At 71.8% G+C, this 18,150-nt stretch carries 15 protein-coding genes and 1 tRNA gene; 3 read left to right on the top strand and 13 right to left on the bottom strand.

The features are described from left to right. Positions 1 to 5: 5 nt before the first annotated feature. A complete protein-coding gene (locus FHS44_RS16175) occupies positions 6 to 683 on the top strand; it encodes a response regulator transcription factor (RefSeq protein ID WP_184715442.1) in 678 nt (225 codons plus the stop codon). After that, positions 680 to 2,029: an ATP-binding protein gene (locus FHS44_RS16170; RefSeq protein ID WP_184715440.1), complete on the top strand. Its 1,350-nt coding sequence runs from the start codon at positions 680 to 682 to the stop codon at positions 2,027 to 2,029. The genes FHS44_RS16175 and FHS44_RS16170 overlap by 4 nt, the downstream gene beginning before the upstream one ends. A gap of 13 nt (positions 2,030 to 2,042) precedes the next feature. Here FHS44_RS16170 and FHS44_RS16165 read toward each other — a convergent pair whose 3' ends face one another. The 5 genes from FHS44_RS16165 to nadD all read right to left on the bottom strand — a co-directional run bounded on the left by FHS44_RS16165 (position 2,043) and on the right by nadD (position 7,389). After that, a complete protein-coding gene (locus FHS44_RS16165) occupies positions 2,043 to 5,195 on the bottom strand; it encodes an AfsR/SARP family transcriptional regulator (protein WP_184715438.1) in 3,153 nt (1,050 codons plus the stop codon). A gap of 202 nt (positions 5,196 to 5,397) precedes the next feature. Then, a tRNA-Ala gene (locus FHS44_RS16160) sits at positions 5,398 to 5,470 on the bottom strand. A gap of 123 nt (positions 5,471 to 5,593) precedes the next feature. Then, positions 5,594 to 6,226 (bottom strand): histidine phosphatase family protein, encoded by a 633-nt coding sequence (locus FHS44_RS16155; protein ID WP_184715436.1) that lies wholly within the window; start codon positions 6,224 to 6,226, stop codon positions 5,594 to 5,596. Further along, positions 6,223 to 6,630, bottom strand: a complete 408-nt coding sequence (gene rsfS / locus FHS44_RS16150; protein ID WP_184715435.1) for a ribosome silencing factor — start codon at positions 6,628 to 6,630, stop codon at positions 6,223 to 6,225. The genes FHS44_RS16155 and rsfS overlap by 4 nt, the downstream gene beginning before the upstream one ends. A 90-nt stretch (positions 6,631 to 6,720) precedes the next feature. After that, positions 6,721 to 7,389, bottom strand: coding sequence for a nicotinate-nucleotide adenylyltransferase (gene nadD / locus FHS44_RS16145; protein WP_221460904.1), 669 nt, complete (start codon positions 7,387 to 7,389; stop codon positions 6,721 to 6,723). 74 nt (positions 7,390 to 7,463) lie between these two features. Here nadD and FHS44_RS16140 point away from each other — a divergent pair, with 74 nt between their 5' ends. Then, positions 7,464 to 8,489 carry a M48 family metallopeptidase gene (locus FHS44_RS16140; protein ID WP_184715434.1) on the top strand — a complete coding sequence of 342 codons (1,026 nt, stop codon included), beginning with the start codon at positions 7,464 to 7,466 and terminating at the stop codon, positions 8,487 to 8,489. Positions 8,490 to 8,549: 60 nt separating this feature from the next. Here FHS44_RS16140 and FHS44_RS16135 read toward each other — a convergent pair whose 3' ends face one another. The 8 genes from FHS44_RS16135 to FHS44_RS16100 all read right to left on the bottom strand — a co-directional run bounded on the left by FHS44_RS16135 (position 8,550) and on the right by FHS44_RS16100 (position 18,064). Then, positions 8,550 to 10,115, bottom strand: coding sequence for a serine/threonine-protein kinase (locus FHS44_RS16135; RefSeq protein WP_184715433.1), 1,566 nt, complete (start codon positions 10,113 to 10,115; stop codon positions 8,550 to 8,552). Positions 10,116 to 10,279: 164 nt separating this feature from the next. After that, on the bottom strand, positions 10,280 to 10,456 hold the full coding sequence (locus FHS44_RS16130; RefSeq protein WP_184715432.1) for a hypothetical protein: 177 nt from the start codon (positions 10,454 to 10,456) through the stop codon (positions 10,280 to 10,282). Between the two features lie 49 nt (positions 10,457 to 10,505). After that, complete coding sequence (locus FHS44_RS16125) at positions 10,506 to 11,789, bottom strand: glutamate-5-semialdehyde dehydrogenase (RefSeq protein WP_184715431.1); 1,284 nt, start codon at positions 11,787 to 11,789, stop codon at positions 10,506 to 10,508. 17 nt (positions 11,790 to 11,806) lie between these two features. Beyond that, positions 11,807 to 12,931 carry a glutamate 5-kinase gene (gene proB / locus FHS44_RS16120; protein WP_312863677.1) on the bottom strand — a complete coding sequence of 375 codons (1,125 nt, stop codon included), beginning with the start codon at positions 12,929 to 12,931 and terminating at the stop codon, positions 11,807 to 11,809. 47 nt (positions 12,932 to 12,978) lie between these two features. Beyond that, positions 12,979 to 14,331 (bottom strand): GTPase ObgE, encoded by a 1,353-nt coding sequence (obgE, locus tag FHS44_RS16115; RefSeq protein ID WP_184715430.1) that lies wholly within the window; start codon positions 14,329 to 14,331, stop codon positions 12,979 to 12,981. 104 nt (positions 14,332 to 14,435) lie between these two features. After that, positions 14,436 to 14,693: a 50S ribosomal protein L27 gene (gene rpmA, locus FHS44_RS16110; protein WP_184715428.1), complete on the bottom strand. Its 258-nt coding sequence runs from the start codon at positions 14,691 to 14,693 to the stop codon at positions 14,436 to 14,438. Positions 14,694 to 14,712: 19 nt separating this feature from the next. After that, complete coding sequence (gene rplU / locus FHS44_RS16105; protein ID WP_184544206.1) at positions 14,713 to 15,015, bottom strand: 50S ribosomal protein L21; 303 nt, start codon at positions 15,013 to 15,015, stop codon at positions 14,713 to 14,715. A 379-nt stretch (positions 15,016 to 15,394) separates the two neighbouring features. Further along, complete coding sequence (locus FHS44_RS16100) at positions 15,395 to 18,064, bottom strand: Rne/Rng family ribonuclease (protein ID WP_184715426.1); 2,670 nt, start codon at positions 18,062 to 18,064, stop codon at positions 15,395 to 15,397. Positions 18,065 to 18,150 lie beyond the last annotated feature (86 nt).

Below are 18,150 nucleotides of genomic sequence, written 5' to 3'. Positions count from 1 at the left end.
GTTGTATGGCGACGGTTCTCGTGGTGGAAGACGACGAGTACGTGCGTTCCGCGATGATCCAGGAGCTGGGCAGGCGCCAACACGCCGTGCGCAGCGCGGGACGGGCGCTCGACGCGTTGCGGGAGATCACCCAGAATCCCCCCGACGCGGTGATCCTTGATCTCGGCCTGCCCGATCTGGACGGGTCGGAAGCACTGAAGATGGTCCGCAGCGTCTCCAGCGTCCCGGTCATCGTGGCCACCGCGAGGGACGACGAGGCGGAGATCGTCCGTCTGCTTGAGGCGGGCGCGGACGACTACCTGGTCAAGCCGTTCTCCGGCGACCACCTCAACGCCCGGCTCGACGCGGTGCTGCGCAGGGCGCGGGCGGCGGGACCGCCCCCGGTGCTGCGCGTCGGCGCGCTCGCGGTCGATCTCAACCGGCGCGAGGCCTCCCTCGGCGGCGAGCCGCTCGCGCTGACCCGGCGGGAGTTCGACCTGCTCGCCTACCTCGCGGCCCGCGCCGACCGGGTGGTCCCCCGCAAGGAGCTGCTCACCGAGGTGTGGCAGCAGTCCTACGGCGACGACCAGACCATCGACGTCCACCTGTCGTGGCTGCGCCGCAAGCTCGGCGAGAGCGCCTCGGCCCCCCGCTACCTGCACACCGTGCGCGGTGTCGGCGTCATGCTGATCACACCGACGTGAGACGCACCCTGGCCCTGCTCGCCGTCGCGGGAGCCTCGATGATCGCCCTGGCCTTCCTGGTACCGCTGGGGGTCATCGTCAAGGAGATCGCGCACGAACGGGCGATCTCCGAGGCGGAACGGCAGGCGTCGGCACTGGTCCCGGTGCTTGCCATCACCACTGCCCCGGACCGGTTGACCCGGGCGGTCGCCAGCACGGGCATGCCGGAGCGCGTCGCGCTCCACCTGCCCGACGGAAGGAAGATAGGGGCTCCCAGGGCCCCGGCGCGGACCGTCGCCTCGGCCGCCCGCGTCAGCCGGGCGGTGTTCGAGGGCATGGGCGGCGACTACCTGGTGCTGCGTCCCGTCACCCTGGAGAACGGCAGAACCGCGGTCATCGAGATCTTCGTGCCCGCCGAGGACCTCACCAGGGGGGTCGCCGCGTCCTGGGCGGTGCTGACCGGGGTCGCGCTGGTGCTGATGGTCGTCTCCGTCCTGGTCGCCGACCGGCTCGGGGCCCGGGTGGTACGCGCCTCCCGGCGGCTCGGCCACGCGGCGACCTCCCTGGGGGCGGGCGACCTCAGCGTCAGGATCGACCCCGAGGGACCCGCGGAGCTGGTCGCGGCCGGGGAGGCGTTCAACGCCATGGCCGACCGGGTGATCCAGCTACTCGCCGCGGAGCGGGAGATGGCCGCCGACCTCTCGCACCGGCTGCGCACGCCGCTGACCGCGCTGCGCCTGAGCCTGGACCACCTGGGTCCCGAGGCCGAGCAGAGCCGCCGCGCCCTGGGCCGTCTCGAAGCCGAGGTCGACGAGATCATCGCGGCGGCGAGGCAGCCGTCACGGGCGCCCGCGCTCGTCCACTGCGACGCCGCCCACGTGCTGCGCGAACGGCTGACCTTCTGGTCGGCGCTGGCCGACGACCAGCAACGGCCCTGGCAGCTGATCGGCGCCACCGGGCAGGTCAGGATCCCGGTCGCGGCCACCGAGCTGAGCGCGGTCGTCGACGCGCTGCTCGGCAACGTCTTCCGGCACACCCCCCAGGGCACCGCGTTCACGGTGACGCTGCACCAGGGGTCGGACGCGGTCGGCATCCTGATCGCCGACGCGGGCCCGGGGATCGCCGACCCGGAGGCGGCGCTGCGGCGCGGGACCAGCGGCGCGGGCTCGACCGGTCTCGGCCTGGACATCGCCCGCAGGCTCGCGGAGAGCTCGGGCGGCGCGCTGCGGATCGACTCCTCGATCCTCGGCGGCGCCCAGGTCCAGCTGTGGCTGCGCACCGACCAGCACGAGACCCCTTCCCGTACGGCCAGGCGCTGGGCCCGTAGGAAGGACGCCACGCAGGACCTCCAGGACGAGCCCCACTGACCCGGCGAACCCGTCAGAAGGCCCCGGTCACCGCCCGCGCCTGCTCAGCCGTCATCCGCGCGCCCCTGCCGTACGCCTCCCCGTAGGCCCGATCGCCCAGCGCCCGCCTGGCGGCCTCGGCGAGCCGGACCACGTCGGCGTCACCGGCCAGCGCGGTCCCCCGCACCGCCGTACCCGCGCCGAGCAGCAGGGCGGCCCTGGCCGGGTCCCCCTCAAGCAGCGCGACCCCGGACATCAGCTCGGTGACCAGGGCCGTCATCGCCACGTTGCGCAGCCCCTCGGCGGAGACCAGCACCCGGTGATACCACCCGAGCGCCTCCCCTGCCCTGCCCTCGGTCTCGGCGATCAGCCCGAGGCCGGTCATGATCACGGCCCTGGTCTCCTCTCCCCCGAACCACCCGGAGGGGCATCCGGCGAGCGCCTCCTCGGCCAGGCTCCTGGCCCGCGCCGTCTCACCCCGCGCCCTGGCGACGGTGCTCAGCACGTGGCGGGCGAGCGCGAGCATCTCCGAGGCGCCCGTACGGCGCGCCAGCGCGGCGGCCCGTTCCGCGTCCTCCTCCGCCCCCCTGAGGTCTCCCGTCCGCAGCCGCACACCGGCCCGCTGGCCCAGCATCCCGGCGACGTCCTCGTCCGCGCCGAGTTCGCGGGCCAGCCGCAGGGCCTCGTCGCACAGCTCCCACGCCCGCGCGGCCTCTCCCCGCCAGGCGGCCAGCTTGGCGAGGTCGGACAGCGTGACCGACATCCCCCACCGCTCCCCGAGGGCGCGGAACCCGGTGAGCGCGACGGTCATGGCCTCCTCTGCGTCGTCGATCCGCCCGTCGTAGGCGGCCGTGATCCCCTCGCCGAACCGGCTGAGCGCCCGGCTCCACGGGTCGGCGCCGACCAGCGCGTACCACCTGTCGTCCAGGTTCGCGGTGCGCGCCTCGGGGATGCCCATGGCCATGCCGAGCAGCATGGTCATGAAGGGCTGGCGGGGCGGACGGCCCCCGGCCAGCATCACCGCGACGGCGTTGTCCAGGTGGGCGTCGAACGTGCCGCGCGACCCGCCGGAGGCGATGCTCAGGACGCCCACGGTGTACTCCTCCTCCAGCCCCTCGGGAGGGTACGGGCCGATCCCGCGCAGGAGCTCCTCGGCGCGCGCCGCCCCCTGGCTGCGCAGCCCCCGCAGCCACCAGTAGGTCGTCAGCCGCGCCAGCAGCCGCAGCGCCGTACCCCTGGCCGCCTCGCCCTCCTCGGTGGCCCAGCCGAGCGCGGCGTGCAGGTTGTCACGCTCGGCGTCCAGCGCGGCCAGGCACTCAAGCTGGTCCGCGGTGATCAGGCGCGGCTCGACCTCGGCCGCCATCGCGAGGAAGTACTCCGCGTGCGCGCGCCGCGTCTCCCCCGCGTCCGCGAGCCGTTCCGCGCAGAACGCCCTGATCGTGTTGAGCATGCGGTAGCGGCCCCCGGAGACCTCGACGAGCGACTTGTCCACCAGGCCCGTCAGCGCCTCGACCGTGTCACCGTCCGGCAGCCCGCACACCGCCCGGATCGCCTCAAGCGTCGCGCCTCCCCCGAAGACGGTCAGCCGCCCCGCCAGCGTCCTCTCGTCCTCCGCCAGCAGGTCCCAGCTCCACTCGACCACCGCCCTGAGCGTGCGGTGCCTCGGCTGCGCGGTACGGCTGCCGCGCGACAGCAGTCCGAACAGGTCGTCCAGCCTGGCGGCGACCTCGCCGACCGGCAGGGAGCGCAACCTGGCCGCGGCCAGCTCGATCGCCAGGGGCTGCCCGTCGAGGGCCCGGCAGATCCGTCCCACGGCCTCGGCGTTGTCCTCCCCGACGGCGAAGCCGGGCAGCACGGCCGCCGCCCGGTCGGCGAACAGCTCGACGGCCGGATAGCCGGACATGTCCCGCGCCGGGGTTCCCGGTGGCGGTACGGCGAGCGTGGGAAGCGGGCACAGGCTCTCGCCGGTGATGCCGAGCGCCTCCCGGCTCGTGGCGAGGATCCGCAGCCGGGGGCAGGCCCCGAGCAGCCGTCCCACGAGCGTCGCGACGGCCTCGACGAGGTGTTCGCAGTTGTCGAAGACGAGCAGGACGCTCCGCTCGGCGAGCGCGGCGACCATCCGCTCGACGGCGTCGCCTCCCGGCCTGCCGAGCCCGGGGGTGAGCCACGCCTCCCGCAGCCCGAGGACGTCGAAGACCGCCTGGGGCACCTCGGCGTCCCGGCTCAGCGGCGCGAGATCGACGAATCGGACCTCGCCCGGGTACCGGGAGGCCGCCTCGACCGCCAGCCGGGTCTTGCCCGCCCCTCCGGGCCCGGTGACGGTGACCAGGCGTGCCCGCCCGAGCAGCGCGCCGACCCGTTCGAGCTCGCGACGCCTGCCGACGAAGCTGGTGAGCTGGGCCGTGAGCGCGTGCCGTACGGGCTCATGAGGGGCGGGGGGAACGGTGAGGGAGGGGTCTGCCCTGAGGACGGCCAGGTGGGTGGCGGCCAGCTCAGCCGTCGGCTCGGCGCCGAGTTCCTCGGCCAGCAGCCGCCTGGTCTCCTCGTAGACGGCCAGGGCCTCCGCCTGCCTGCCCGTGCCGTACAACGCCCGCATCAGCTGCCCCCGCAGCCGCTCGCGCAACGGGTGGGCGGCCACCAGGTCGGTCAGCTCGGCCACCAGGGCCCGGTGCCCGCCCGTGGCGAGCTCCGCCTCGACCCGCTCCTCGACGGCCGACAGGCGCAGTTCCCCAAGCCGTACGGCCTGCCCCCGGGCGAAGGGCGCCTCGCCCACGTCGGCCAGCGCGGGTCCCCGCCACAGGGCGAGCGCCTCGCGCAGGAGAGCGGCCGCGTGCGGGGCGTCCCCCGACTCCAGCTCCCGCCGTCCCCGGGCGGCCAGCGTCTCGAACCGGTGGACGTCCACCTCCTGTGGGCTCACGGCGAGCCGGTAACCGGCGGGGGTGAACTCGACGGTCGCGGCCCGCCCGAGCAGCTGCCTGAGCCGGGAGACCTGGGCCTGCAGCGCGTTGGCGACGTTTCCGCGCGCCTGGTGACCGTAGAGGCCGTCGATCAGCCGCTCGACGGTCACCACCCGCCCGGCGTCGAGCGCCAGCATCGCCAGCAGGGCGCGCGTCCTCGGCCCGCCGACGGGGAGCGGGCCACCCTCGGCGTCCCTGATCTCCGTCGCGCCCAGCAAGCCGAACCACATGGGTCGATTATCGTGCGCCCCACGATCCGGTCAGTCCGGGTTCGGCCTTCCCCGCCGACCGGCCCTCACGGGCGCCGGGACCTGTGCCGGGGTCAGGGCGTCAGGGCCGCCGAAACGCTCTCCTCACCCGGTCCCCGGCGTACAGACGACGAGATCCCGCCCGATCGGGTGATCGGACGGGATCTCGTCGAGACGCTCGCTGTGGAGCTATGGGGATTCGAACCCCAGACCTCCTCCATGCCATGGAGGCGCGCTACCAGCTGCGCCATAGCCCCTGGTCACCGCTCCGAGTCCTCTCGTTGCGGCGCTTGGGAAGCATACAAGGACACCCGTGGGTTCACCTAATCGACGACCGTACGGCTCTCGCCCTTCACCCGGGGCGCGAGCCGTACGAGAGGTCAGCTCTGTGTCACCTCGGGACTGTCGTCGCTCTGGACGGGTTCGGGGAGGGTTCCGGCGTTGTGCTCCATCAGGCGCCAACCCCTGCGTCCCTCCTCCAGCACCGACCAGGAGCAGTTGCCCAGGCCGCCGAGGGCCGACCAGAGGTCCTCCGGCAGGCCCAGCAGATGGGCGATGCCGAGCCGGATCGCCGCCCCGTGGGAGGCGACGACCAGCAGGCCGTCGTCATCGAGCCGCGCTGCCCACCTGAGGATGGACGCCGAGACACGCGCGGCGACGTCGGTGACCTCCTCACCGCCAGGGGCCTCCCAGGCGACGTACTGCTCGGGCCACCGGGCGGAGATCTCCTCGCGGGTGAGCCCCTCCCACTCGCCGCCGCCCCGCTCACGAAGGTCCTTGTCGACGGACACGTTCAGGCCGACGAGGTCGCCGAGAGCCGAGGCGGTGTCGTAGGCCCGCTGGAGGTCCGAGGAGACGATCATGGTGGGGCGGAGCGCGGCGAGCAGCGAGGCGGCCCTGGTCGCCTGGGCCATGCCGGTCTCGTCGAGCGGGATGTCGCTGTGGCCCTGGAAGCGGTGCTCGACGTTCCACAGCGTCTGGCCGTGTCTCAGGCAGACGACGCGGCGGCTCACTCAGTTACCGCCTGGCGGGCGCGCTGGGCGGCGACCTGCGTGACGCTGTCGGGCAGGGCGATGGAGGGACAGTCCTTCCACAGCCGCTCCAGGGCGTAGAAGGTGCGGTCCTCCTCATGCTGGACGTGCACGACGATGTCGATGTAGTCGAGGAGAACCCAGCGGCCCTCACGCTCTCCCTCACGGCGGACGGGCTTGGCGTGGGCCTCGACGCGCAGCCGCTCCTCGATCTCGTCGACGATGGCGCGGACCTGGCGGTCGTTGGTGGCGGAGCAGAGCAGGAAGGCGTCGGTGATGACGAGCTGGTCGCTCACGTCATAGGCGAGAATGTCGTCGGCCAGCTTGTCCGCCGCGGCCTCGGCGGCGATTCTGATGAGCTGGACGGATCTGTCAGTTGCGGTCACGGTTGCGGTTAGTCCTCCAGTAGTCGGCGCTGTCACCTATCAGGGTGCCTGATCGAACGCTTGTCGAAGAGCCGCCTTCAGGTACAACGCCTATCGTGTGCCACCCGATTCCACGCCGCAAACGGATTGACGGTCCGGCGAAGAGCGCACATGGCGGTAAAGACCGCGTTTATTGATGTACTGCACGATACCGTCCGGAACCAGATACCAGATGGGTTGTCCCGAGGAGACACGCTCCCTGCACTCGGAGGACGAGATGGCCAGCGCGGGGATCTCCAGCAGGCTGACCTTGCCCTCGGGCAGCCCGGGGTCACGCAGGACGTGGCCGGGACGGGTGGCCCCGACGAAGTGCGCGATGGTGAACAGCTCGTCGGCGTCGCGCCAGCTCAGGATCTGGGACAGCGCGTCGGCCCCGGTGATGAAGTACAGCTCGACGTCGGGCCCCCCGGCCGCGGCGATCTCCCTGAGGGTGTCGATGGTGTAGGTGGGGCCGGGGCGGTCGATGTCCACGCGGCTGACCGAGAAACTCGGGTTCGAGGCTGTCGCGATGACCGTCATCAGATAGCGGTCCTCGGCGGCCGAGACGGTCCTGTCGGCCTTCTGCCAAGGCCGTCCCGTCGGGACGAAGACCACCTCGTCGAGGTGGAAGTGATGCGCGACCTCACTGGCGGCGACGAGGTGCCCGTGGTGGATGGGGTCGAAGGTGCCACCCATGACTCCCAGGCGTCGCTTCCCCGTGCCGTTGGCCGCTTTCATCATGAAACGGACCATACGCGTAAGCCGTACACGCCTTTTAATCACCCCCCGCGCATGCCAGGCGGGCCCGACGTAGCATGCCGGACATGACCACCACCCCGGATCGCAATCGCGTGCAGCTTCCCGGCGTAAGCTCACGTGCCTACGAACATCCCGCCGACCGGTCCGCGCTGGTAGCCCTGCGCTCGCTCAGCGGGTTCGACACGGTTCTCAAGCAGATGTCCGGCCTGATCAGCGAGCGCCGTCTGCGCCTGATCTACCTCGCCTCCGCGGTGCGCACCGGCGAGACCCAGTTCCGCACGCTGCACGACATGGGGCGCGACGCCGCCTACACCCTGGACCTGCACCGCATCCCCGAGGTGTACGTCCAGCAGAGCCCGCAGGTGCAGGCCATGGCGATCGGCTTCGACGACCCGTTCATCGTCGTCACCACCGGCCTGCTCGACCTCATGGACGACGAGGAGCTTCGCTTCGTCGTCGGCCACGAGACCGCCCACATCCTGTCCGGCCACGCGGTCTACCGCACCATGCTGGACATCCTGACCCGGCTGGCCACCCGCGTCGCCTGGATCCCGCTCGGCTACATCGGGCTGCGCGCGATCGTCGCGGGCCTTGAGGAGTGGCACCGCAAGTCGGAGCTCTCCGCCGACCGCGGCGGTCTGCTCTGCGGCCAGGACCCGGAGGCCGCGCTGCGCGCGCTGATGAAGCTCGCCGGTGGCTCCCGCCTGCACGAGATGAACATCGAGGCCTTCCTCGACCAGGCCCGCGAGTACGACACGGCCGGTGACGTCCGCGACGGTCTGCTCAAGGTCCTCAACCTGCTCGGCACTACCCACCCGTTCGCCGTCTCCCGGGTGGCCGAGCTGGACAAGTGGCGCCGCAGCGGCGAGTACGAGACGATCCTCTCCGGCGACTACCCCCGCCGGGCCGACGACGCCAACGCCAAGATCTCCGAAGAGGTCAGGGCCGCCGCCCGTTCCTACCGCGAGTCCTGGTCGCAGTCCCAGGACCCGTTCATCGGCGTCCTGCGCGACGTGGCCGAGGGGGCCGTCAACGCCGGTGAGCGCATCTTCAACCGGTTCGCCCGTCGCGACGGCAACTGAGCATGGCTCCCTGAAAAGGTCTGGAAGGCCGCCTTCCGGGCCTTTTCCGCAACAAACGCGCTAGATCAGCAGCGCGATCGCCCGCACCGCGGCCGCGCACAGGGCGACGAACCCGCCCAGCAGCGTGAGCATGCGCAGCCCCTCCTTGTGGAGGTCGGGGAACCTCGCGCCGACCCGCTCCACCTCACGGCTGACGATCATGCCGCAGACGGCGCCGGACACCACACCGGCGAGGATGACCGGGGCGGGCTGCAACCACCAGTCGGGGGGCAGCGATCCCCCGCAGGCCAGCCACACCGTCACCCAGGCCACCGCGGCCGCGGGAATCCCCGGCCAGGCCAGCACGGTCAGCAGCGAGACCGCGAAGACGGGCAGGAAGGTCACGGTCCGCAGGACGGCCCGCGACCTGACGGTCCTTCGTCTGCGCGCCAGCCGGTGCCCGGCCCAGACCGCGCGGGCCAGCGCCGCGCAGGCCCCCGTCACCGCGAAGGTGGCCACCGGCCAGATCACGGTCGCCACGACACACGGCACGGCCAGTACGGCCAGCAGCAGCACCAGCGCCGCGCTGCCCTTCTGCTCCTCCCCTGCGCCCTCAGCCCGCGTCCTCCTGACCATCCGCCGGACGGGCCTGTCCCTGTCCCTTGGCGGCTCACCGGTCACGGCCTGACGCACGGGCCCCTCGTGCCCCTGGACGGGCCGTCCCGCGCGCGGCGGCTCCTCCGTCCTGGTGCCTCCGGACCGGACACGTGCCTCCGCCCTGCGCGCCGTACCCGCCGTGGCCGCCGCGGGGACCTGCCGCACCGCGCCGCGCGGATCGGGCTCCGCGACGGCGGCCCTGGCCAGGCGGCTGAGCCGGGCGGTGAGCAGGGCCGCGGTCGGACGCTTGGCCGCCTCGCGGTGCAGGGCGGCGCGCACCAGCGGAAGCAGAGCGGCCGGGACACCCGCGAGGTCGGCCTGGCCGTTGAGGATGGCGTACATCTGCGCCTCGGCGGGACCCCTGCCGAAGGTGGGGCGCCCGGTCGCGGCGAAGGCGACGGTGGCCGCCCAGGCGTGCACGTCCGCGGGCTCACCGACGGGCTCGTCGGCGAACACCTCGGGAGCGGCGTAGCTGGGGGTGCCCAGGAAGGTCCCGGTCAGGGTGAGCCGGGTGGCGTCCAGCACCTGGGCGATGCCGAAGTCGATCAGGACCGGGTCGTCCTCCACGTTGACCAGGACGTTGGCGGGCTTGAGGTCGCGGTGGACGATCCCGGCGGCGTGGGTGATCGACAGGGCGGTCGCCAGGCCGTGGGCCAGGTTGATCAGGGTCGTCCCCCTGAGCGGGCCGCCGCGCCGTACGCGGTCGAGGAGGGTGTCGCCCTCGATGTACTCCATGACGAGGTAGGGACGCTCACCGGCGAGGTCGGCGTCGAGAACCCGGGCGACATAGGGGCTCTCCACCCGGCGCAGCGCGCGCACCTCGCGTTCGAGGCGCACCCGCGCCTCCGCGTCGGCGTCCACGGCGTCGTGGAGCATCTTGAGGGCGACGCTGTCACCACGCTTGTTGGTCGCCCGGTAGACCTCACCCATGCCGCCCCGGCCTAAGCGCTCAACCAACGTGTAGGAGCCGACGCGCCCGAGACGACCCACGTGACCTCCTGCGTCGGCCACATGGCCCTGGGGGGGACCGCTGTGCCTACCGGGTCGCACGTCCGCCCGCGCTCCCCTGCTCTCCAGCCATAGGAGTCCTCACCATAGCGGGCGAATATGACGATTTTCCGGAGGCGCGCCGTACGAGGGGAAAGATCCATGGGTCAGGGGTGGCGGGATTCCTCCAGGAGGCTGTCCAGTTCCGCCGTCGGCGCGGCCGAGAGATCCCGTCGTCCGGTACGGCGCCAGCGCACGTGGCCCCTTGCCTCAAGCCACAGCATCAGACGGTCGAGACAGACCAGTACGGCGACGACGAACAGCAACGCGATCACGGTCTCCATGGGGCCCAGTCAAACCACCCTGGACCCCGATCACCTGGAGCGACACACCCTAGCTCGCCGGGGAGGCGATGACCGTGCCCTCCCCGGTGCGCAGGTGCCCCTCCCCGATGTAGACCCACTTGGTCGAGGTCAGCTCGGGCAGGCCCATCGGGCCACGCGCGTGCAGCTTCTGGGTGGAGATGCCGATCTCGGCGCCGAAGCCGAACTCGCCCCCGTCGGTGAAGCGGGTCGAGGCGTTGACCGCGACCGCCGCCGAGTCGACCAGGGCGACGAACCTCCGGGAGGCCGTGACGGAGCGGGTGACGATGGCGTCGGTGTGGCCCGAGCCGTACCTCCTGATGTGCGCGACCGCCTCCTCCAGGGAGTCGACGACGGCGGCGGCGATGTCCAGCGAGAGATACTCGGCCAGGTAGTCCTCCTCCCCGGCGGGCACCACGCCGTCACCGTGGGCGGCGATCCTGGCGTCGCCGTGGACTGTCACCCCCGCCTCGGCCAGGGCGGCGAGCGCGCGCGGCACGAAGGCGTCGGCGACATCGGCGTGCACGAGGAACGTCTCGGCGGCGTTGCACACCGAGGGACGCTGCGCCTTGGCGTTGACCAGGATCTCCACGGCGAGGTCGAGGTCGGCCTCCGCGTCCACGTAGACGTGGCAGTTGCCGACGCCGGTCTCGATGACCGGGACCGTCGACTCCTCGACCACCGAGTTGATCAGCGAGGCCCCGCCGCGCGGGATCAGCACGTCGACCAGCCCGCGGGCCCGCATGAGCTCCTTGACCGACTCCCGGGTCTGCCCGGGCACCAGCTGCACGGCCCCCGCCGGGACCTCGGTGCCCGCCAGCGCCTCCTGCATGATCCGCACCAGGACCGTGTTCGACTCGTAGGCGCTTGAGGAACCGCGCAGCAGGGTCGCGTTGCCGCTCTTCAGGCAGAGCGCGGCGGCGTCCACGGTCACGTTGGGACGGCCCTCGTAGATGATGCCGATCACGCCGAGCGGCACCCTGAGCTGACGCAGTTCGAGCCCGTTGGGCAGCGTGCTTCCCCTGACGACCTCACCGACCGGGTCGGGCAGGTCGGCGACCTGCCGCACGGCCTCGGCGATGGCGACGACCCGCCCCTCGTCGAGCCTGAGCCTGTCGATCATGTACGGCTGGACGCCGCCCTGCTCAGCCCGCTCGACGTCGAGCGCGTTGGCCGCGACGATCTCGGCGGACCTGGCGACCAGGGCGTCGGCGATCGCACGGAGCGCGGCGTCCTTGGGGGCCCGCGGCAGCGGGGCCAGCTCGGCGGCGGCCTCCTTAGCCGCCAGGGCTACCTTCAGGAAGTCCTCGGACATCTCGCGCTCCAAAAGAACTAGTGGTGGGACTCCAGTATGACGATGTCGTCACGGTGGATGAGTTCACGTTCATATTCCGGACCGAGGCTGAGGCCCAGCTCGCGTGTCGAGCGTCCCAGCAGGTCAGGGATCTCACCCGCGTCGAAGTTGACCAGCCCCCTGGCGACCACCCCGCCGAGCGGCCCGCACAGATCGACCGGGTCACCCGCGGCGAAGTCCCCCTCGACCGCGGTGACCCCCGCCGGCAGCAGCGACTTGCGGCGCCCGACCACGGCGTCGACAGCCCCCGAGTCCAGGTGGAGCCTGCCCCGCCCGGTGGTCGCGTGCGCCAGCCAGAGCAGCCGGGTGCCGGGGTGACGGCCGTCGGGATGGAAACAGGTGCCGATGTCGGCGCCCGCGAGGGCCTGTGCCGCGTGCGCGGCTGCGGTCAGCACCACGGGCACGCCCGCGCCGGTGGCGATCCTGGCGGCCTGCACCTTGGTGACCATCCCGCCGGTGCCGACCGCGCCGCCCTTGCCCAGCTCGACCCCGACCAGGTCCTGGGGGCCGCGCACCTCCTGCAGCCTCAGGGCACCGGGACGGCGCGGATCGCCGTCGTAGAGGGCGTCCACGTCGGACAGCAGCACCAGGGCGTCGGCGCGCGTCAGGTGGGCGACCAAGGCTGCGAGCCTGTCGTTGTCGCCGAAGCGGATCTCGTCGGTGGCCACGGTGTCGTTCTCGTTGACCACCGGGACGATGCCCAGTTCGAGCAGCCTGCTCAGCGTGCGCTGGGCGTTGACGTGGTGCGAACGGCGCATCATGTCGTCGGCGGTCAGCAGCACCTGGCCGACCCGCAGGCCGTAGCGGGCGAAGGAGGAGGTGTAGCGGGCGACCAGCACGCCCTGCCCGACCGAGGCCGCGGCCTGCTGGGTGGCCAGGTCACGCGGCCTGGCCGACAGCCCGAGCGGGCCGAGCCCGGCCGCGATCGCCCCGGAGGAGACCAGCACGATCTGCGTCCCTGCCGTACGGCGGGCGGCGAGCACGTCGACCAGGGCGTCGACCCGGTCGACGTCGATCGTCCCCTGCGAGGTCGTGAGCGACGACGAACCCACCTTCACGACGAGACGCGAGGCCGTACGGATCCGATCGCGCACAGAGTCCACGAAACGCTCACCTTTCCCAGATCGAAGATCACCGCTCGGACAGCAGGCTATCCGAGCCTGTTGTCCGAGCCGCGCGGCCCCTGGTGCACGGCCTCGGCGTTGAGGGTCGGCTGCCAGTCGAAGATGTAGCCGTTCTCCATGGAGCCGATGATCACCTCGGCGCCCGCCTTCGCTCCCGCCTTGGTCAGCTCCTCCTCGACCCCCAGCCGTTCGAGACGGTCGGCCAGGTAGCCGACGGCCTCGTCGTTGGTGAAGTCGGTCTGGCGGATCCACCGCTCCGGCTTGGCCCCGGTGACCTGGAAGGTGTTGTCGTTGACCCGGCGCACCGCGAAGCCCGTGTCGCCGAGCTGCTTGGGCTTGATGACCAGGCGGGTCGGCTCGGCCACCGGCGCGGCCTTCCTCGCGGCGGCGACCATCTCGCCCATCGCGTAGGTCAGCTCCTTGAGGCCCTCGTGGGTGGCCGCGGAGATCGCGAAGACCCTCAGGCCACGCTCCTCAAGCATCGGCCTGACGATCTCGGCCAGCTCCCGGGCGTCGGGGACGTCGGCCTTGTTGAGCACGGCCAGCCTCGGCCGGTCCTCCAGCCTGCCGTACGCCTTCAGCTCGGCCTCGATGGCCTCGTAGTCGCTGATCGGGTCGCGGCCAGGCTCCATGGTCGCGCAGTCGATCACGTGCACGAGGGTGTTGCAGCGCTCGACGTGCCGCAGGAACTCGTGGCCGAGACCCTTGCCCTCGGAGGCGCCGGGGATCAGGCCGGGCACGTCGGCGACGGTGAAGATCGTGTCGCCCGCGGTGACCACGCCGAGGTTGGGGATCAGCGTGGTGAACGGGTAGTCGGCGATCTTGGGGCGGGCGGCCGAGAGCGCGGCGATGAGCGAGGACTTGCCCGCGCTGGGGAAGCCGACGAGGGCGACGTCGGCGACGCTCTTCATCTCCAGCATCACGTCGAGCTCGTCGCCGGGCTCGCCGAGCAGCGCGAAACCGGGGGCCTTGCGCTTGGCCGAGGCCAGGGCTGCGTTGCCGAGCCCGCCGTGCCCGCCCTCGGCGATCACGTAGCGGGTGCCCGCGCCGATCATGTCGACCAGGATCTCGCCGGTCTCCGCGTCCTTGACGACGGTGCCGTCGGGGACGGGCAGCACGACGTCGGCGCCGTTGGCCCCGTCACGGTTGGATCCCTGGCCCTGTTTGCCGTTGTCCGCCCTGCGGTGCGGGCGGCGGTGGTAGTCCAGCAGCGTCGCAGTGTTGGCGTCGACCTCAAGGATCACGTCGCCGCCGCGGCCTCCGTTGCCCCCGTCGGGGCCGCCCAGGGGCTTGAACTTCTCCCGATGGACAGAGGCGCAGCCATGTCCCCCGTCACCGGCCTTGATGTGCAGGACCACTTGGTCCACAAAGTCCGGCATGCCTGCTCCCTACCCCCATCTGCGGAAATACCCGGTTTAAAACACGAACAGGGGTGGACCGCCTATGCGATCCACCCCTGCCGTTGACGTCTGTCGGTGCGGATCTACTCCGCGACCGGGATGATGCTCACCGCGCGGCGACCGCGCTTGACGCCGAACTGCACGTGGCCAGCGGCCAGCGCGAACAGCGTGTCGTCTCCACCGCGGCCGACGTTGTCGCCGGGGTGGAAGTGGGTGCCACGCTGGCGGACGATGATCTCACCGGCGTTGACCAGCTGGCCGCCGAAGCGCTTCACACCGAGCCGCTGGGCGTTGGAGTCACGGCCGTTCCGAGTGGACGACGCGCCCTTCTTGTGTGCCATCTCGCAAAACTCCCGAAACTCAGGCCTGGTTGATGCCGGTGATCTTCACCTGCGTGTAACGCTGGCGGTGACCCTGGCGCTTCTTGTAGCCGGTCTTGTTCTTGTACTTGAGGATCCGGATCTTCGGACCCTTGGTCTCGCCGAGGATCTCGGCGGCGACGGTGAACTTGCCCGCCTCGGTGGTCACATCGCCATCGTTGACGACGAGCACCGTCGGCAGCGAAACCGTGGAACCGACCTCGCCGGCGACCTTGTCCACCTCAAGGACGTCACCGACGGAGACCTTCTGCTGCCTGCCGCCGCAACGAACGATCGCGTACACCGCGGAACCCTTCTTCTGACTGTTTGCTCGCTGGATGCTGCGCCCCGCATCCGGCCGTGGTCATTGATTGTGACCGACGAACCAGGTAGGCGCGCGAACAGGGCACGCCATGAGCGCACCGGTTCACCAGGGTACCGGATTACCGGTCTCCTGGTCGAACCGGGCGGAACGTCGGTGGGCCGGGCCAGGCCCGTCCCTCGTACGAAATCCTGCGGGGTGACCCCAGGATCGTTGTGTGAATCTTTACACCCGTCGCGGTCGTCCAGGTGGCGTCCCGCTTCGCTGCCGTCGTCGCCCATAACCCTGTTATGAGCTCCTCCGCCTCGCGGTGCATCCACCTGGACGATCCTCGCAACGGCGAAGATCCACAAAACAGACCCTAGTCGGCCGCCCTGGCCTTACGGGAGCGTCGCCGCCCCCGGCCCGAAGCCTGTACGGCTTGCGCGTCCTCACCTCGGACGTCATCAAGCGCATCGGTCACCGTATCACGGCCGGACACCTCGCTCGCCGCGACGGCGTGACCGTCCTTGGCGAGCTTCTCCGCCACGGACTTCTCCACGGCCATCTTGCCCTGGGTGCCGCGCGGCTCTGGCTTGCTCTCCACCGGCTCGGTCGAGACGTGCAGGCCACGGCCGTTGCAGCAGTCGCAGACGGTCGAGAAGGCCTCAAGGAGGCCCTGCCCGACCCGCTTGCGGGTCATCTGGACCAGACCGAGCGAGGTGACCTCGGCCACCTGGTGCTTGGTCCGGTCACGGGCCAGGCATTCGAGCAGCCGCCGCAGCACCAGGTCCCGGTTGTTCTCCAGGACCATGTCGATGAAGTCGATGACGATGATGCCGCCGATGTCGCGCAGCCTGAGCTGGCGGACGATCTCCTCGGCCGCCTCCAGGTTGTTGCGGGTGACGGTCTCCTCAAGGTTGCCGCCCTGGCCGGTGAACTTGCCGGTGTTGACGTCCACGACCGTCATGGCCTCGGTCCTGTCGATCACCAGCGAGCCGCCGCTGGGCAGCCAGACCTTGCGCTCCATCGCCTTGGCGATCTGCTCGTCGATCCGGTAGGCCGCGAAGACGTCGCCCTGCTCCTGCCACCTGACGAGCCGGTCGGCCAGGTGCGGCGCCACGTAGCGGACGTACTCGTCGACCGTCTCCCACACGTCACCCGCGACGACCAGCGAGGTGAAGTCCTCGTTGAACACGTCACGGACCACCCTGACCGTCAGGTCGGGTTCCGACGACAGCAGTTCGGGCGCGCTGGCCGACTTGGCCTTGCGCTGGATGTTCTCCCACTGGGCCGACAGCCTGGCCACGTCGCGGGCGAGCTCCTCCTCGGAGGCCCCCTCTGCGGCGGTGCGGACGATGACGCCGGCGTTCTCCGGCATCACCTTCTTCAGGATGCCCTTGAGGCGGGTGCGCTCCTTGTCGGGGAGCTTGCGGCTGATGCCGGTCATCGAGCCGTCGGGCACGTAGACCAGGTACCGGCCGGGAAGGCTGATCTGCGAGGTGAGCCGCGCGCCCTTGTGCCCGATGGGGTCCTTGGTGACCTGCACCAGCACCGACTGGCCGGACTTCAGCGCCACCTCGATGCGCTTGGGCTGGCCTTCCAGGCCCACGGTGTCGAAGTTGACCTCACCGGCGTACAGCACCGCGTTGCGGCCCTTGCCGATGTCGACGAAGGCCGCCTCCATGCTGGGCAGGACGTTCTGCACCTTGCCGAGGTAGACGTTGCCCACGTAGGACTGGCTCGCCTCACGGTTGACGTAGTGCTCGACCAGCACGCCGTCCTCAAGGACCGCGATCTGGGTGCGGCCACCGGTGCGGCGCACGACCATGACGCGCTCGACCGACTCCCTGCGGGCCAGGAACTCCGACTCGGTGATGATCGGCGGACGCCGCCTGCCGAGCTCCCTGCCCTCCCTGCGGCGCTGCTTCTTGGCCTCAAGGCGGGTCGAGCCGCGCACGCTCTGCACCTCGTCTGCGGAGGTGCTGCGCCCGGCGCGGGGCGCGCGGATGCGCACGACCGTGTTCGGCGGGTCGTCGTGCGGCTCGCCCGCGTCGTCGGCGCCCCTGCGGCGGCGACGGCGGCGACGGCGGGAGGTGCCGCTCTCCTGCTCCTCGTCCTGGGAGGTCTCCGCGGAGGTCTCCTCCTCCTGCGGCTGCCCGGAGGAGTCCTCCTCCTCGGCCTCGTCGAGCTCACGCGTCTTGCCCCGGCCCCGGCCGCCCCTGCGGCGGCGACGGCGGCGGCTGCCCTCGAACTCGTCGCCCTCGGAGTCGTCGTCCTCCTGCTCCTCGGTCTCCTCGGCCTCGTCCTCGACGGGCTCGGGCTCCGGCTGCGGAGGCTCGGGCGGCTGCGGCGCGGCGGGACGGGCGGGCGGCTCCGCGCGGAAGGGGTCCGGCGCCTGGAACAGCGGCTGGAACACCGCGGCGGGCGCCTGGAAGGTGACGGCGGGCGCCTCGAAGCGCTCCTGCGCCGCCAGGCCGAACGGGTCGGCGAACAGGCCGGGACGCTCCTCGACGACGTCCTCACCGGCGGGCTCGTCGTCCAGCGGCTCGTCCACGGGCATCGCGACCACCAGCGCCGCCGCGACGTCCTCGGTCTCGGCGGGCGTCTCGGGAAGCGTCTCCTCCTGGACTGCCTTCTTGCGCGTACGGCTGCGCCTGGCGGGCGCGGGGGCCTCCTGCGCGCTCTCCTCGGCGGGCGTGTCGGCTTCCTCAGCCGTCTTCCGCGTACGGCTCCGCCGCGTGGCCGTGCCCGTCGCCGTGCCCGTCGCGGCGCTCGTCCTGCGCCGGGCGGCGCGCTTGGGCGCCTCCTCGGCCTCCTCAGGCTCCTCGTCCGGTACGGCGGGCGCCGCGGAGACCGGCTCCGCCTCCCGGGCGGGCTCGGGCTCCGGTTCGGTCCTGGTGACCACGACCGCCGGTGGGGCGGTCTCCGGCTCCTCCGGCGGAGGACCCGCCGGTCTGCTGGCGGCCCGCCTGCGCGGGGCCTGCTTCGGCTGTTCGTCTGTATCCCCGCCAGGGCCTGTGGCCCCGGTAGCGGGCTCGTTGTCGAGCATGCGGGCGTTCTCCCGTCAGCTCCCGGGCGCGTCTCCGCGCCGCGCGGGAGCTCTCGTCTCTCGCTGTACGCCGGGCCACGGCCCGG

It is taken from the genome of Streptosporangium saharense, from assembly GCF_014203715.1.
Taxonomy (GTDB): Bacteria; Actinomycetota; Actinomycetes; order Streptosporangiales; family Streptosporangiaceae; genus Streptosporangium; species Streptosporangium saharense.
This window is presented reverse-complemented; position numbering and strand designations above follow the sequence as displayed.